This is a genomic window from Bradyrhizobium sp. Bra64 (assembly GCF_024519875.1).
Taxonomy (GTDB): Bacteria; Pseudomonadota; Alphaproteobacteria; order Rhizobiales; family Xanthobacteraceae; genus Bradyrhizobium; species Bradyrhizobium japonicum_G.
Map to the genome: position 1 here is coordinate 26,544 of NZ_JALJRD010000010.1, position 13,045 is coordinate 39,588.

The following is a 13,045-nucleotide window of genomic DNA, read 5'->3' on the forward strand; positions in this document are numbered from 1 at the left end:
CATGAGATTGAGAAGCGTGTTGCTTGCCGCATTGCTGCTCGCCCCGACGGCCGCACTGGCCGCCCCGGGCGTGGTTACCGTCTCGACCGGCCTGCGAGCCGGGCCGGGTTCGGGCTTTCCCCTGGTCGATCGCATCCCCGAGGGCGCCCGCGTCAACATCCATGGCTGCCTGCGCGGCAATGCCTGGTGCGACGTGAGCTTCTCGGATGACCGCGGCTGGGTATCGTCGCAATATCTCGAATATCTCTACCGCAATCACTACGTCTATCTGCCCGACTATGTCGACGAGATCGACGTGCCAGTCGTTCCCTTCGTGCTGACCTCGTACTGGTCGAGCTATTACGAGGGAAGGCCCTGGTATCGGCGCCATGCCTATTGGAATAACTACTGGAGTTCGCATCAGCGCTTCGCGACGCGACTGACGATCGATCCGCATGCGGCCCGCATCGGCCGCGCGGCAACGCGCGATGCGGCGATCGCACTCGGACGCGACGGTGCCAAGGCTGACGGTGCCAAGTCGGACGGTGCAAAGGCCAGGGGCGCCGCCGCGGTCTCCGGCCGTGATGCCGCAACGGCACGGCACGACGCCGCCATCGCCAGGCGCGATGCTGCGGTAGCGACCGACCGGACGCGCGCTGGACGAAGCGAGCGCATCGCTCATGAGCGGACCAGCGTGCAGAGCCGCAATCCGCGCGATGCACAGGCCCGCGTCCTTCACGAGCAGGCCGCACAGCGCGCCGCGGTGCGTGCGCAACCGATGGCGCGCGCGCACGACGTGGCGCGCGCACATGGGGCGCCGCGAGTATCAGCCGCGCCTGCGAGCCGGCCCGCGATGCCGCATGTCGCCCAGCCGAATGTGAGCCACGGCCCGCCGATGAACGCGCATGCCCAGATGCCGGCGCCGCGCGCGGCCGCACCTGCGATGCCGCATGTCGGCGGCGGCGGTGGTGGTGCCCCTCACATGAACGCGGCGCCGCGCGGCGGCGGTGCGCCGGCCGGCGGCCCCGGTGGCGGCCACCAGAAGCACTAGAAAACGCTCCGATGTTTGCAAGGAAAGCCCGGCGCTCGCGCCGGGCTTTCTGTTTGATCCGGACCGGTTCCCTGCGCGTACAATTTAAGAAAGTTCTTCGCGGGCAGATTTCATCGATCGTAATAGGTCTACTCAAAGCTGTAAGCATCCACTCGGGGCAGCGGGGCACGGGAGGATGACGATGAGACAGAACCAGGCGGAGAGCCGCCGCCAAAGTGTCGCGAAGCGGTCGATGACCAAGGAAGCCAAGCAGCTGTCCGGCCTGATTGCCGGATTGCGCGAATCCCTCGACGGGATTCACAAGGAGCGAACGAGCACAAAACTCTCCGGCGCCGAGATGGGCATGCTGGACGAGCGTCGCAACAATTTGCTGCTCACCATCGCAGCCCTCGACGACCGCCTCTCGGCGGTGCAGGGGCTGATCGATCTCGGCCGCCCCCATATCATCCGCGTCCACTGATCGGAGCGCGGACCCGATGCTATCGGCTTCGTCGCGGCGGCGACGGAACCGGGCTCGGCTGCCGACTCTGGGTGGCAGGCGCGGATCGAGATCTGCACCGCTGCGGGTGCTGCGCCCAGCAGGTCCTCACCGGGCAAGTCCGCGACAAGCAGAATCGCATTCATGATGCGGCGCACGATCAAGCTCCTCGCTTGGCGGGAACCGCACAATGCTGCCGCGGACGGCACCAAATTGCCACGCTCCCGGCGAATTGCGGCCAAAGCCCGCTGCCACGAGAAGAGCGGGTGCGGGGCAACGCAAGGGGATGCGCATTGGCCTACAAGATGGTCGCAGAACGCGACAACGAGAAGTGCAGTTTTGCTCGCGAGAGCCGGTTGGTCATCGTAGCGAAGGCAAGGGTTTGGGCGAGCGAGGGATGGAAGGTCGTCATCACCGACCAGGACGGCAAGGCCTACGCGCCGCCCGAATTCGATCAGCTATTGGCGGCCTGACCGCAAGGCGGGGTTGAAGCGCGATGAGATTGGGATGCATTGTCGTCACGCTTCAGGTTATTGTTTGCGCATGATCGCCTCGGAAGACAGCGGCGCACTTTTCCGGATCCTGCTGGGGGACGACGTTTGACATCGCTGTTTCGACCGGGGCGCGACCTGATCGCGCCCCTGATGGTTCTTGCAGCCGCCGCCGTCCTGACGGCGACGGTTGCCGTCGCGCAAAATCTGGATGCCGGAAAGTCGCCGGAAAAGCTCTTCGCCGATGGTTGCGCGACCTGCCATCGCAGCCCGCGCGGCCTTGCCAAGGGGCGCTTCAGCCTGACGCTGTCCTGGTTCCTGAAGGACCATTACGTCGCCGGTTCGGACACGGCGAAGGCGCTCGCCGCCTATCTGGTGTCGGTCGATACGCCGCCGCCGCGCGCTGCGGCCAAGCCGGGCGCCAAGCCGGGTGCCAAGCCGTCCAAATCCGCGCCGCGTCCGCCCAAGCCAACGCAAAGCCAGTAGCCTGCGTTCGCTCCATCCCGGGCTATGGGGGGCGGTGAGCGGAGCAGCTACGCGCGCCGATACGTCTGTGCGATCAGCCGGTCGTGCACGACGCGTAGTTCGGCGCTCATGCGCGTCTGTCCCGTCGTGACATAGGACAGCCAGGCGCCGTCGGCGGCGAGGCGGACGACGTGGAGCTCCGGCGTGCCGTCTGTCGTACGGTGGCGCTTCAGTCGCGCCTTGATCCAGTCGTTCCAGAGCCGGCGCAGCGGCGGATCGGTGACGACGACCATGCTCAGCGCCGCCCAGGGCGTCGCGAAGCCGAAGGCCTTTCCGGTGAACACCGCATTGACGTAGGCGCGCGTAAAACTGCCGCCCGGCCTGGAATCGGACTCGATTGCGGCGTCGATCTCGGCATCGACGCGGGCAAGCAGATCGGCGAACAGGCCCTCGATCAGTGCCTGCTTGCTGCCGAAGTGATGAAACAGCCCGCCTTTGGTGACCCCGGCCGCCGCCGCCACCGCCTGCACGGTGACGCCGGCGACGCCATGGTCCATTGCGATGGCTGCGGCGCAGTCGAGCAGGGCGCGCCGGACCTGCTCCGGTTGCTTGGCTCGGGTATAGGCGCTTGGCGGCATCAATGCACCGTGGTCTCCGAGAACAGGTTGATCACCACGACCCCGGACACGATCAGCGCGATGCCGACGAACGCCGCGGCGTCCAGCATCTGGCGGAACAGCACGAAGGAAACGGTGGCAGTCAGGATGATGCCGACCCCGCCCCAGATCGCGTAGGCGATGCTCAAGGGGATGACCCGGATCGCGATCGACAGCGCGTAGAACGAGGCGACATAGAACAGCACCATGGCCAGCGTCGGCCACGGCCGCGTGAACTGCGCCGATTGCTGCAGGAAGGCGGACGCGGTGACCTCGAGGACGATGGCGAGGGCAAGCATGGCGTAGGCATTGAAGGTGGTGGTCATGGCAAGCTCGAACGTAGCGCAGCAAAGATACCGCGCGGTAGGTATGTTTGACACGTGGAATGTGGCTCTTGCCAGGGGCTGCTATCACGTGTGAGTGACGAGCCTGCGACACGGACAGTACGCGGCCTGGCCGTAATGTTCCACGATAGGTCACCGACAAACACGAAGCCGCCGCAGGATGAATTTGCGGCGGCTTCGAAGTAGCATGGCAGATGTGGCGTCAGTTGATCCGTACGGAGAGTTCGACGTCCTCGGCAAGGTCGCTGGATAGATAGGTCGGCAAGCGATTCTCGGAGACGCCGCGCAGCGGGGCGGAGATCGCGCGCCATGCCGACGGGATGGCGGACATGTTCTGCGCCTATCTAAGCGAACTGGCCCGGCGCCGAGATCATTCCTGACATCTGCGTTCACGGCCCAATATCGTTTCGGATTTGGCCTGATCATGGGTTAACCTCGCGCCATCCTCGTCCAGCCATCGAGCGCCGCGCCATGCATCTCCTCCGTCCCCAATTCCGCATCGAGGAGCAGCGCGCGCTGGAATTCGCAAGCCAGCGCGGCTTTGGCGTGATCGTGGCGGCGGATGAGCGTGGTCCGCGGGCCTCGCACGTGCCGTTCGTGCTGGATCGGCATGACGGTCAGGCCATCGTGCAGATTCATCTCACCGCAAGAAATCCGCTCGTTCCGCTCGCGGACGGCACGAGACGTTTGCTGCTGATCGTTGCCGGCGACGATGCCTACATCTCCAACGACTGGTATTCTTCGCGCGACAACGTCTCGACCTGGCTCTACGAGGCGGTGCACCTGTCGGGTGTGGCGCATTTGCGCGGGCTGGACGAGAACCGCGGGCACGGCGATGCGCTGCTGGCAGTCGCCGAGGCGCGGTTACCGAAGCAGCCCTGGGACCTCGCGCGGATGGAGCCGGACAAGCGCGAGAGCATGCTGGCTGCGATCCGCGTCATCGACCTCGTGGTGGACGAGGTCGAGGGGCAGGCCAAGCTCAACCAGCACAAGGGCGATACGGATCATGTCGCGGTCGCCGATCGGCTGGCGCGGTCGGAGGAGACGGGGCATCGGCGGCTGGCGCGGAAGATGCAGGCGCTGCGGCCGGGGCTTGGGTATGATCTTTCGTGATCCGGGCTATCTTGCGCCGCCTTACTTTTAATCCTACGGACCTCCACATGCTCGTCATCTCCATTCAGAGCCAGGTGGTCCACGGCCATGTCGGCAACAGCGCAGCCGCCTATGCCATGCAGGCGGAGGGCGTGAACGTCGCGGCGCTGCCGACGACGCTGCTGTCGAACCACCCGCGCTATCCGAGCCTGCGGGGCCGGGTGCTGGAGACAGAGCTCGTCGCAGATCTGCTGCAGGGCCTCGAGGAGCGCGATCTCGTCGACGAGGCCGTGGTGCTCGTCACAGGTTATCTCGGCTCGCCCGGCAATGCTGCCGTCGTCGCCGATTTCGTCGAACGGGCGCTGCTCCGCAATTCGAAGCTCGTCTATCTCTGCGACCCCGTGATCGGGGATGACGGCCGCGTCTATGTCGCCGACGGCATCCTGGACGTGGTTCGGCATCGTCTGCTGCCGGCCGCGAACCTGACCACGCCGAACCAGTTCGAGCTCGGGCTGCTCGCAGGCCTCGCGGTCGCGGACGCCCAGGACCTGCGAACGGCGTGCGCCGCGCTGGCCGGGACCGGCCGCATCGACGTCGTCGCCACCGGCTGCACGCTCGCCGACACGGTCGAAGGGCAGGTGGAGACCATTCTGTGTGTTGATGGTCAGTTGTCGCGCTTTGCGACGCCGCGCCTGCCGATCCGGCCCTATGGCACCGGCGATCTCCTCACCGGGCTGATCGCGGCGCATCTGGCCAAGGGCAAAGCAACCGAGGCGGCGGTGCGGCTCGCGGTCGAGACCATCTTCGCGGTGCTGGTGCGCACGCAGCAGGCCGGCACCGCAGAGATGCGGCTGGTGCCGCTGCCGACGTCGGGCCAGTAAGCCATAACGGCTTCAGGTCGCGCGCTTGCCGGCCGATTGCGCCGATTTCTGCGGCTTGGCCGGGCTCTTCTGCTCGCGCGCGGCCTGTGCCTTGGGCGGCCTGGCGCTGGCTACCGCCCGCGTCTTCTTCGGCCTGGCGTTGGCCGCTTCCTTGCGGTCTGCCGTGCCCCGCTTCGAGACGTATTCCTGACCATCGATCGGGCCGACATGCGGCGGATCGCGGCCGAGATAGGGCCGGCCGATGCCGAGTGCCTTGCCGTTGGCATCGACCCATTTCCACAGGATCTCGGTCGAGACCCAGCGCTGTGCGCGATTGTCGCCCTTGGTGCTGACGATGTCGGCCGCCATGCCGTGGCCGTAGCCGCCGCGCGTGCTGCCGCCGTGATAGGAGCGGTCGGAGGCGGCCTTCAGGCCGCTTGCGATCGACTGGCGGTAGTCGTCGCGGAACGCGCTGGTGATGCCCGGCGAGAGGCCGGCGGCTTCAGCGGCGAGCAGCGTGCGAAACAGTTTTCGCTTGAAGCTCTTGTCCATGCCGCCGATGACGTAATCCGTCATCGACATGTTCGCGTGCTCGGCCGCCTTCGGATCTTTCCAGCCGAAGTCCTCGTCGACGAGCTTGGTGAAGCTGCGCATCACCGTGACCATCCTGCCCTTGCGCTTGACGGTGACGGCGCGGCGATCCTCGACCTTGATCGAGTCCTCCTTGGGCGTGCGCTGGTAGAGCGCCCAGAGGTAGCGGTCGATGCAGGCGTCCATGACGAAGCATTCGTCCAGCACGGCGACGGTGTCTGCAGACGGTGAGGCCTTGCTCGCTGCGGCAGTGGGTCCGCTCGCGATCGCCGCGGGGGACAGCGCGTCAGTCGTCACGATCTCGGAGGGATCGGCGGACGCGAGTTTGATCGCGGGCTCCTGTGCCGGAGCCGGAGCAGCCTCGCTGACGACCGGTGCCGGGTCAGGCGCAAGCTGCGGCGCGGAGGGCGGCTCGCTCGGCAAGATCAGCGCCGGATCGGCCGAGGCGAGCTTGATGGAGGGAGCTGGCGCCTCCTCGGGCGTTGCCGCTTCAGTAGCCGTCGGTTCAGGTTCTGCAGCGACTGCGGCCGCGATGTCGGCAGTCAAGGCAACGCCATCCTCGATGACTGCAGCGCGCGGGATGTCAGCGAGGTCGAGCCGGCTAAGATCCTTTGCGCGCGAGACGGCGGCAGCATTGGCGCCACTATTTTCGATGAGGGCAGGCGCATAGGCGGACAAAGAGAGCGCCAGCCAGCCGGCGAGAACCGCCGAAGGGCAGGAGACCGCCACCAGAAGAGACCGCCGATCATTCATGATCCCTGCCTCCAAACGGGTCTGTTGGGACCTCTCTTGTCCGAACAGTCTTGATGCCAACAGTCCTGAACGGACAGTCTTGCACGAAAAGGCACGTCGCGCGTCGATTGTTCGGAGGACGGTGTGGCGGCGCAATGGCGCAATTCGGCGAAAACGGGCTTTTCGGCGAGGTGTTGCGCGGGCGCAACGCGGGTTCCATTGCGGGTTCCATGGGGGCCACGGCGTGACATAGCCGGCAAATGGAGCACGCATTGGCGTCAACTTGAAGCAGTTGAGTTTACTCAATCTTGGATTGTGATGAGGCATTTTTCGCGCGCCGGCAATTCCGGTGAAGTTGGGAAGGATAGGATCGTGAAATTGAAATGCCTGTTGGCCGAATTTGCCGCCGATGAATCCGGCGCGACCGCGATCGAATACGGCCTGATCGCAGCCGGCATCGCGCTCGCCATCATCGAGATCATCTATGCGCTTGGCACCAATCTCGTCGCAAAGCTGCAATCGCTGGCAACGGCGTTGAAATAAGCTGCGTGGCGTGGCCCCAGGTCACTGCATCAACATCGTCATTTGGAGCAGAGCGAAGCGATCAACGGTCGCTTCGCGTAGCTCCGCTGGGCTTGCCATGACGCCGGGCGGGCTGATGCTTTGCGGCAACCTTGCCGCGGCCGGCGCATCGGTCGGCGATGACGCATTCCTCGTTTCGTCTGATGGACGCCTTCGACCCCACCGAGCCCGCGATGCTGCACGATCGGCTCTCCGACACGACGGCTGGGGCAATGTGCTCGGCGTCTGAGGACCGCTCACAAAAGCGTCATGTCGCGCCCGGCGTGATTCGGCCAAGGCTTTGTGCGGATTAAACATATCGTCATGCGCCAAGCGCGATATTGCAATGCAGCAACGCATGTCGCAATGCAGCAAATCCTGCATAAATATGCTCCAACCCTTCCATCAGGAGCATCACCAATGAACAAGAAAACTCTATCGATCGCCGCCGCTATCCTGACGATCGCGGGCAGCACCGCGGCGTTTGCCGCCGAGCTGCCGACCTTTGAGGCCAACGGTTTTCCGGTCTCCCCCCTGCAGGTGCGTGTGCTCGGTGCCGCCGATGTCGAGCAGCAGGCAACCGCGCCGACCACCGTCGCTTCGGTCCACCAAATCCGCGTGCTGACGCCGCGCAAGGTCAAGACTGCCGGCGTCACGACGGGCACCGCTCGCTGATCTGAGTTCGCCCGAAGACAATTGATTGAGGCTCGTCTCCTTCCGAGACTGCTTGGACCGCGTTCCCTTCGGGGAGCGCGGTCTTTTTTTGCGGATTGAGAAAATCGCGGCAAGAAAAAGCGCGCCCATGTGCCGGTTGTGTACGGCCGTTCAAGGCGAGTGTGATCTCCTTAATAGTTGCTTTGCGGATCGGGGCGCCTGATGCGGGTGCCGAATATTGAGCGGCCAAGAATCATTTTCATAATGGAGCCGTAATGCCCGTTGTACAGAAAGCCGTTATTGCAAGCGCCTCGCCGCGCGCATTTATCCTCAAGCATCTCGCCTTGTTCGCAGCCGCCGCGCTGTTCGTGTTCGTTCTGAGCCTGAGTTACGGGCTCGATCTCAGCCCCGGTTTTTTTTAGCGCGCAAGCTCGACGGCGCGCGGCCGTAGAACTCGGCGAACGCGGCGTTGAATCTCCGCAGGCTGCCGAAGCCGGCCTGGAACGCGATGTCGGTCATGGTGCGGCCGCCGGCATCGAGCAGGCGTTTTGCGCGCTGGACCCGCAGCGTCTTCGCAAGCTGCCGCGGCGTGGCGCCGACATGGCGCTCGAATAATCGCGCCAGATGGCGCGAGGAGATGCCGAGCCGCATCGCGAGAGACACCACCGATTCCGCGTCGAGCGCGCCGTCGTTGATCAGCTTCACCGCGCGCGCGACCGCGCCGTCCATGCCGGCGGCGATGTCGTGATCGTCGAGGAGCGGATGCGCGCCACGCTTGCCGGCGGCAGGCCGTACGAGAACGACTATTGTTTCGTGTTCACGGTGGCCGGCGACACGATCCGAAAGGTCAGGGAATACATGGACACGCGCAAGGGATGGCGGATGGTGTTCGGCGAGGAGGCACGATGAGCAGGCGCGCCTGCCGCTGCGTGCCAGCCCTGCAGCCGCGTGGGTTGAGCCGGCTCGCGCGCTGACATAAGGCTTGCGCCATGGATCAGCGAACGAGCGGCGCTGACGCTCTCACCCAGAAGAACGATGCGGCGCCGGCACTGATCGGCGTCGTCTGCGGCCTGTCCGCGGCGGTGTTCTGGGCGCTCGGCTTTGCCGGCACGCGGCACGGCCTGAAGGTCGGATTCACGCCGGTCGATCTGCTCGTGCATCGCTACGTCTGGAGCGGCATCGCCTTCCTGCCGCTGGTGCTCCGCGCGGGCATCTCCGATCTCTGCGGCATCGGCTGGGGCAGGGGCCTTGTGCTGATGGTGCTCGGCGGCCCCGTGATGTCGCTGATCTCCTACACCGGCTTCCTGTTCGTGCCGCTCGGCCACGGCAGCGTGATCCAGCCCTCCTGCGCCACGCTCGGGGGACTGCTGCTCGCCGCGTTGTTTCTCAAGGAGAAGGTCTCCGTCTCGCGCTTTGCCGGCGCCTTCGTCATCGTCGGCGGTCTCGGTGTGATCGGCGCGGAATCGATCGGCCATATCGGCGCCGACGGCGTGCTGGGCGATCTGACCTTCGTGCTGACAGGATTGATGTTCGCCGGCTTCGGCACGCTGTTGCGCCACTGGCGTGTCTCGGCGGTGTCGGCAGCCCTCGTCATCAACGTGCTGTCGCTGCTGCTGCTGCCGATCTACATCGCGACCGTCGGTCTCGCGCATGTCGCGGCCATCGGCGTCAGGGAGAACGCCATCCAGGCGCTGGCGCAGGGCGTGCTCGCCGGCCCCGCCGCGCTCTATCTGTTCGCCGTCTCGGTGCAGCGCCTCGGTGTCGCCCGCGCCGCCGTGGTGCCCGCCTGCGTGCCGGCGCTGACGGTGCTCACCGGCTGGCTGCTGCTCGGTGAGCCGCCGACGATGTTGCAGACGGCGGGATTGGTGACGGTGCTGTGCGGGTTCTACCTGGCGCAGCGGCAGCGCTCCTGAAATTGCCTTTGCAGGCTCACCAGTCGATCGCGGCGAACTTCAGGCCGCGCTCGTCGAGCTCCTGCCTGAGCTGCTCGGCGCGCTGCCTGGCGGAGGTGCCGAGCAGCCGGTATCTGCTTCCCAGCGCCTTGTCGGCTGCGACCTGATGCCGGATGTTGTCGTACAGCCTCAAAACGGCTTGATCGCTCAGACTTTCGAATTTGCACTCGGGCTGGTTCAGCGGACGGTCCTCCCGCAACTGGCTGATTGCGTCTTCGCCAGTTGCTGCCGACTGGGATACCGGGCCGCGGCGCGGGCGTATGTCCACTTTTGAACATACGGCCCATCGCGTGCGGAACAGGACGGCGGGTTGCTATGCCTTTTTGACGAACTCCGACTTCAAGTTCATCGCGCCGATGCCGTCGATCTTGCAAGCGATGTTGTGGCCGTCGCTGGCGTCCTGCAGGCGGATGTTGCGGACCTTGGTGCCGCCCTTGACCACCGAGGACGAGCCCTTGACCTTGAGGTCCTTCATCACGATGACGCTGTCGCCGTCGACGAGCGCATTGCCGTGGGCATCGCGCACGCTGGCTTCCTGCGGCGCATCCGTGGCCGCATCGGCCGCGGTGCTCCACTCATGGGCGCATTCCGGGCAGATCCAGAGATCGCGATCCTGATAGGCATGCTCCGAATTGCATTTCGGGCATTTCACGGCGTCAGTCATGGTTGGTGTTGTCTCCGGTCGCGTGCGCGGCGCACCGTAGGGGCGGGGAACGGGAATGCAAGGGAAAGCTGCGGGCTGCCTGCGCCCGTCGTCGCCTGCCGGTGCGATATCACCGAAACAGCGCGACGAAGATCACGTAGAGCCAGCCCAGGATGCCGTGGATGATCGCCCACAGGATCGAATGGTTGTTGGTGTAGGAGATCGCGATCGCCAGCGCCGAGCCGAAGCCGACGCCGTATTTCGCGCCCTCGACGCGGACGCCGTAATAGCGGTTGCCGTTCATGGTGATCCTCCTGATCGTGGATGGGCCTCAGCGTAAGCGATGTCCGTCATTTTCGCGATGGGCATCCGCGCCACCCATCGTGTCGCCCCGTCATTCGGGCAATGCCGGCCGTCGCCGATCTCTTGATGCAGGTCAACCTGGTCTGCCCGCATCGACCTACGCTCTCGAGCTACGCAGCAATGGCGAGGTGAGACCATGTCGCGCAGCGTTCGAATTTACGTCGGCCTCGGCATCCTGATCGCGTTGTCGCTGCTGTTTCTCTTCAGCGTCGTCCACACGGCCGGCGGCGCATCCAGGCCCGCCTCACGCTCGGCAGCGGAGGGACATCGTCTTGCGCTGGCATGGTGTCAGCCGTGCCACGCGGTCGAGCCGCGCATGGCCGGGCTGTTCGACGAGGCCCCGAGTTTCCAGGCGGTCGCAAACCGGAGCGGCACCACCGCGCTGTCGCTCAAGGTGTTCTGGAGGACCAGCCATCAGAACATGCCGAATCTGGTGATCTCGCCGGAGCAGGCCGATGCGCTGTCGAACTATATTCTGAGCTTGAGAAGCAATTAGCCGCAGCCGGTGATTCCGGATCACGCATCGTCGATGACGCGTGCCGCGGCTACCAGCTCATGCACATCGCGGATCTCTTGATGGTCAGCCTCGACGGGCTCGTGGCGGGCCCCAAGCCCGAGGATGCCGACGCGGCGTAGGGGTGGACCTGTGCCGGACAAGCAAAAAGTTCGAAAACAACCCCATGCACAGTAGAAATCCTGAAGGGTTTCAGGCTGCTGTGATTCCGAAAATGTCGGACCGCGCGGGGCTTCCTCCGGGCCAAGCGGTGACTTCGGCGATACCGAAAATCGTTTGACCCGTCGGGCAAAACAGGGGCATGATGGCATCGTGGCGAAGGTTGCGACGGCCAGGGTGCTTGTGCCTCGCCGCGCCGGCCGTGGGGCGAGATGCCGAAGACACCGCAAAGAAAACTCAAGACCTACCAGACCTCGCTCGGCTTCTACGACCAGGCGGTCGCCGCGCCCTCGATGAAGGCGGCGCTGGAGGCCTGGGGCGCCAGCTCCAACCTGTTCCATCAGGGCGTCGCGAAGGAGACCGACGACCCCGACATCGTCGCCGCGACCATGGCCAGCCCCGGCATCGTGCTCAGGCGCCCGGTCGGATCGGACGGCGCATTCAGCGAGAACGCCGCGCTGCCGACCGATCTTGCGGACGGCGAGGCCGGGCCGAAGCGCAAAGCCAGATCTGAGGCTAAGTCCAAGGCCAGGTCCAAGGCCAAGTCCAGATCAGACAAGCGCGCGGCCAGGAGCGCAGGCAAACCGTCCCGCAAAATCGACGACCGGCAAGCGCAAAAGGCCGCCGCGGCGTTCGAGAAGGAAGAGCGGCGCCGGGACGCCGAGCGCCGCAAGGAGGAGGCGGCCCGCGCCAGGCAGCGCGCGCGGCGTGACAAGGCGGTGGCGACCGCGCAGGCGGCCTTGGACGAGGCCAGGCGCGAGCACGAGGTTCGAGCCGAGGCGATCGAAGCCGAGCGCGCCGCGCTGGATCAGCGCGCCGAGGCGGAGCAGGCCCGGTGGGACAAGCAGAGGGTGAAGCTGGCGGAGGCGGTGCGCCGGGCGCGGGAGTAGGGGGCGTGCGAAGCGCGGAAGCAATCCAGAATCCCTCCGCCGAGGCAGGCTGGATTGCTTCGTCGCAAGGGCTCCTCGCAATGACGGTCGCGGGCAGCGAATTCAGCTTGCCTTGCTTGGCGTCCTTTTGCACTCTGGCGGGAAGGAGACAACGCATGAAGATAAACACCGCCGCGTGTGCGTTCGGAACGGCCCTGGTCCTGTGCAGCCTGGGCACGTCAGGTGCTGAAGCCCGGGCGCGAAAGGCCTATGTCGTTCGCGAGCCGCAGCAGAGGCTTGTCGTCACGGCGCCCGTGCTCAGGCCAACGCCGTGGGATTACAACATTGTTCCGCGGTATCGTTATCGCCCTGAAGACGATCGCGTCGATCCCTACGGCCCGCCGCTGGTGCCGTCATATGTGCGCTATGAGGGATGGCGCTGGCCGTATTGGTGGTGAAGGCCACCGACGGACGCGGAATGGAATGAATAGAGCGTCGGGTGGGTGGGGTTGACTGCGTCAACCCCACTTCTGTCCTCATCCCGAGGAACGCGGAACGCGCGTCTCGAAGGATGGCTCCGGGCGAGATCCG

At 65.4% G+C, this 13,045-nt stretch carries 20 protein-coding genes and 1 pseudogene; 14 read left to right on the plus strand and 7 right to left on the minus strand.

The window, feature by feature from the left end; all coding sequences use genetic code 11:
• Position 1: 1 nt before the first annotated feature.
• The 4 genes from NR187_RS24935 (at position 2) to NR187_RS24950 (ending at position 2,485) form a co-directional block, all read left to right on the plus strand.
• Positions 2 to 1,030: an SH3 domain-containing protein gene (locus tag NR187_RS24935; RefSeq protein WP_256807986.1), complete on the plus strand. Its 1,029-nt coding sequence runs from the start codon at positions 2 to 4 to the stop codon at positions 1,028 to 1,030.
• Between the two features lie 181 nt (positions 1,031 to 1,211).
• Positions 1,212 to 1,490: a hypothetical protein gene (locus tag NR187_RS24940; protein ID WP_211385537.1), complete on the plus strand. Its 279-nt coding sequence runs from the start codon at positions 1,212 to 1,214 to the stop codon at positions 1,488 to 1,490.
• Positions 1,491 to 1,774: 284 nt separating this feature from the next.
• A complete protein-coding gene (locus NR187_RS24945) occupies positions 1,775 to 1,981 on the plus strand; it encodes a hypothetical protein (RefSeq protein ID WP_211385538.1) in 207 nt (68 codons plus the stop codon).
• 171 nt (positions 1,982 to 2,152) lie between these two features.
• A complete protein-coding gene (locus tag NR187_RS24950) occupies positions 2,153 to 2,485 on the plus strand; it encodes a hypothetical protein (RefSeq protein WP_256808146.1) in 333 nt (110 codons plus the stop codon).
• A gap of 47 nt (positions 2,486 to 2,532) precedes the next feature.
• Here NR187_RS24950 and NR187_RS24955 read toward each other — a convergent pair whose 3' ends face one another.
• Positions 2,533 to 3,102 (minus strand): TetR/AcrR family transcriptional regulator, encoded by a 570-nt coding sequence (locus tag NR187_RS24955; protein WP_256808147.1) that lies wholly within the window; start codon positions 3,100 to 3,102, stop codon positions 2,533 to 2,535.
• Positions 3,102 to 3,446: a multidrug efflux SMR transporter gene (locus NR187_RS24960; RefSeq protein ID WP_256807987.1), complete on the minus strand. Its 345-nt coding sequence runs from the start codon at positions 3,444 to 3,446 to the stop codon at positions 3,102 to 3,104. The genes NR187_RS24955 and NR187_RS24960 overlap by 1 nt, the downstream gene beginning before the upstream one ends.
• Before the next feature lie 275 nt (positions 3,447 to 3,721).
• On the opposite strand from NR187_RS24960, the pseudogene NR187_RS24965 reads away from it, so the two are divergent.
• The 3 genes and pseudogenes from NR187_RS24965 to pdxY form a co-directional block, all read left to right on the plus strand.
• Positions 3,722 to 3,844: pseudogene (locus tag NR187_RS24965) on the plus strand (TetR/AcrR family transcriptional regulator); the annotation flags it as partial.
• 91 nt (positions 3,845 to 3,935) lie between these two features.
• A complete protein-coding gene (locus NR187_RS24970) occupies positions 3,936 to 4,577 on the plus strand; it encodes an FMN-binding negative transcriptional regulator (RefSeq protein ID WP_211385541.1) in 642 nt (213 codons plus the stop codon).
• Between the two features lie 47 nt (positions 4,578 to 4,624).
• On the plus strand, positions 4,625 to 5,437 hold the full coding sequence (gene pdxY / locus NR187_RS24975; RefSeq protein ID WP_256807988.1) for a pyridoxal kinase: 813 nt from the start codon (positions 4,625 to 4,627) through the stop codon (positions 5,435 to 5,437).
• Between the two features lie 12 nt (positions 5,438 to 5,449).
• Here pdxY and NR187_RS24980 read toward each other — a convergent pair whose 3' ends face one another.
• Positions 5,450 to 6,760, minus strand: a complete 1,311-nt coding sequence (locus NR187_RS24980; RefSeq protein ID WP_256807991.1) for a hypothetical protein — start codon at positions 6,758 to 6,760, stop codon at positions 5,450 to 5,452.
• 357 nt (positions 6,761 to 7,117) lie between these two features.
• Between NR187_RS24980 and NR187_RS24985 the strand changes: the two genes are divergently transcribed.
• A complete protein-coding gene (locus NR187_RS24985) occupies positions 7,118 to 7,282 on the plus strand; it encodes a Flp family type IVb pilin (protein ID WP_211385809.1) in 165 nt (54 codons plus the stop codon).
• 438 nt (positions 7,283 to 7,720) lie between these two features.
• Positions 7,721 to 7,975, plus strand: coding sequence for a hypothetical protein (locus tag NR187_RS24990; protein ID WP_211385544.1), 255 nt, complete (start codon positions 7,721 to 7,723; stop codon positions 7,973 to 7,975).
• A 381-nt stretch (positions 7,976 to 8,356) separates the two neighbouring features.
• Here the strand turns inward: NR187_RS24990 and NR187_RS24995 are convergent, their stop codons facing one another.
• Positions 8,357 to 8,683 (minus strand): helix-turn-helix domain-containing protein, encoded by a 327-nt coding sequence (locus tag NR187_RS24995; protein ID WP_256807992.1) that lies wholly within the window; start codon positions 8,681 to 8,683, stop codon positions 8,357 to 8,359.
• Between the two features lie 33 nt (positions 8,684 to 8,716).
• Between NR187_RS24995 and NR187_RS25000 the strand changes: the two genes are divergently transcribed.
• Together NR187_RS25000 and NR187_RS25005 are read left to right on the plus strand one after the other, a co-directional pair.
• Complete coding sequence (locus NR187_RS25000) at positions 8,717 to 8,863, plus strand: hypothetical protein (RefSeq protein ID WP_256807994.1); 147 nt, start codon at positions 8,717 to 8,719, stop codon at positions 8,861 to 8,863.
• Between the two features lie 80 nt (positions 8,864 to 8,943).
• Positions 8,944 to 9,867 (plus strand): DMT family transporter, encoded by a 924-nt coding sequence (locus tag NR187_RS25005; RefSeq protein ID WP_211385546.1) that lies wholly within the window; start codon positions 8,944 to 8,946, stop codon positions 9,865 to 9,867.
• Positions 9,868 to 9,883: 16 nt separating this feature from the next.
• Here the strand turns inward: NR187_RS25005 and NR187_RS25010 are convergent, their stop codons facing one another.
• The 3 genes from NR187_RS25010 to NR187_RS25020 form a co-directional block, all read right to left on the minus strand.
• Positions 9,884 to 10,039, minus strand: coding sequence for a hypothetical protein (locus NR187_RS25010; RefSeq protein WP_249129321.1), 156 nt, complete (start codon positions 10,037 to 10,039; stop codon positions 9,884 to 9,886).
• A gap of 180 nt (positions 10,040 to 10,219) precedes the next feature.
• Positions 10,220 to 10,570, minus strand: coding sequence for a zinc ribbon domain-containing protein YjdM (locus NR187_RS25015; protein WP_211385547.1), 351 nt, complete (start codon positions 10,568 to 10,570; stop codon positions 10,220 to 10,222).
• Between the two features lie 109 nt (positions 10,571 to 10,679).
• Positions 10,680 to 10,853 carry a hypothetical protein gene (locus tag NR187_RS25020; protein WP_018644642.1) on the minus strand — a complete coding sequence of 58 codons (174 nt, stop codon included), beginning with the start codon at positions 10,851 to 10,853 and terminating at the stop codon, positions 10,680 to 10,682.
• Between the two features lie 195 nt (positions 10,854 to 11,048).
• Between NR187_RS25020 and NR187_RS25025 the strand changes: the two genes are divergently transcribed.
• The 3 genes from NR187_RS25025 (at position 11,049) to NR187_RS25035 (ending at position 12,912) form a co-directional block, all read left to right on the plus strand.
• On the plus strand, positions 11,049 to 11,408 hold the full coding sequence (locus NR187_RS25025; protein WP_211385549.1) for a cytochrome c: 360 nt from the start codon (positions 11,049 to 11,051) through the stop codon (positions 11,406 to 11,408).
• A 389-nt stretch (positions 11,409 to 11,797) separates the two neighbouring features.
• Positions 11,798 to 12,475 (plus strand): cell envelope biogenesis protein TolA, encoded by a 678-nt coding sequence (locus NR187_RS25030; protein WP_211385550.1) that lies wholly within the window; start codon positions 11,798 to 11,800, stop codon positions 12,473 to 12,475.
• Positions 12,476 to 12,630: 155 nt separating this feature from the next.
• Complete coding sequence (locus NR187_RS25035) at positions 12,631 to 12,912, plus strand: hypothetical protein (RefSeq protein ID WP_211385551.1); 282 nt, start codon at positions 12,631 to 12,633, stop codon at positions 12,910 to 12,912.
• Positions 12,913 to 13,045 lie beyond the last annotated feature (133 nt).

Coding starts and splice junctions, on each gene's coding strand:
- NR187_RS24935 (WP_256807986.1), top strand. CDS start 2: ATGAGATTGAGAAGCGTGTTGCTTGCCGCATTGCTGCTCGCCCCGACG.
- NR187_RS24940 (WP_211385537.1), top strand. CDS start 1,212: ATGAGACAGAACCAGGCGGAGAGCCGCCGCCAAAGTGTCGCGAAGCGG.
- NR187_RS24950 (WP_256808146.1), top strand. CDS start 2,153: ATGGTTCTTGCAGCCGCCGCCGTCCTGACGGCGACGGTTGCCGTCGCG.
- NR187_RS24955 (WP_256808147.1), bottom strand. CDS start 3,102: ATGCCGCCAAGCGCCTATACCCGAGCCAAGCAACCGGAGCAGGTCCGG.
- NR187_RS24960 (WP_256807987.1), bottom strand. CDS start 3,446: ATGACCACCACCTTCAATGCCTACGCCATGCTTGCCCTCGCCATCGTC.
- NR187_RS24970 (WP_211385541.1), top strand. CDS start 3,936: ATGCATCTCCTCCGTCCCCAATTCCGCATCGAGGAGCAGCGCGCGCTG.
- pdxY (WP_256807988.1), top strand. CDS start 4,625: ATGCTCGTCATCTCCATTCAGAGCCAGGTGGTCCACGGCCATGTCGGC.
- NR187_RS24980 (WP_256807991.1), bottom strand. CDS start 6,760: ATGAATGATCGGCGGTCTCTTCTGGTGGCGGTCTCCTGCCCTTCGGCG.
- NR187_RS24990 (WP_211385544.1), top strand. CDS start 7,721: ATGAACAAGAAAACTCTATCGATCGCCGCCGCTATCCTGACGATCGCG.
- NR187_RS24995 (WP_256807992.1), bottom strand. CDS start 8,683: ATGGACGGCGCGGTCGCGCGCGCGGTGAAGCTGATCAACGACGGCGCG.
- NR187_RS25000 (WP_256807994.1), top strand. CDS start 8,717: ATGCGCGCCACGCTTGCCGGCGGCAGGCCGTACGAGAACGACTATTGT.
- NR187_RS25005 (WP_211385546.1), top strand. CDS start 8,944: ATGGATCAGCGAACGAGCGGCGCTGACGCTCTCACCCAGAAGAACGAT.
- NR187_RS25015 (WP_211385547.1), bottom strand. CDS start 10,570: ATGACTGACGCCGTGAAATGCCCGAAATGCAATTCGGAGCATGCCTAT.
- NR187_RS25020 (WP_018644642.1), bottom strand. CDS start 10,853: ATGAACGGCAACCGCTATTACGGCGTCCGCGTCGAGGGCGCGAAATAC.
- NR187_RS25025 (WP_211385549.1), top strand. CDS start 11,049: ATGTCGCGCAGCGTTCGAATTTACGTCGGCCTCGGCATCCTGATCGCG.
- NR187_RS25030 (WP_211385550.1), top strand. CDS start 11,798: ATGCCGAAGACACCGCAAAGAAAACTCAAGACCTACCAGACCTCGCTC.
- NR187_RS25035 (WP_211385551.1), top strand. CDS start 12,631: ATGAAGATAAACACCGCCGCGTGTGCGTTCGGAACGGCCCTGGTCCTG.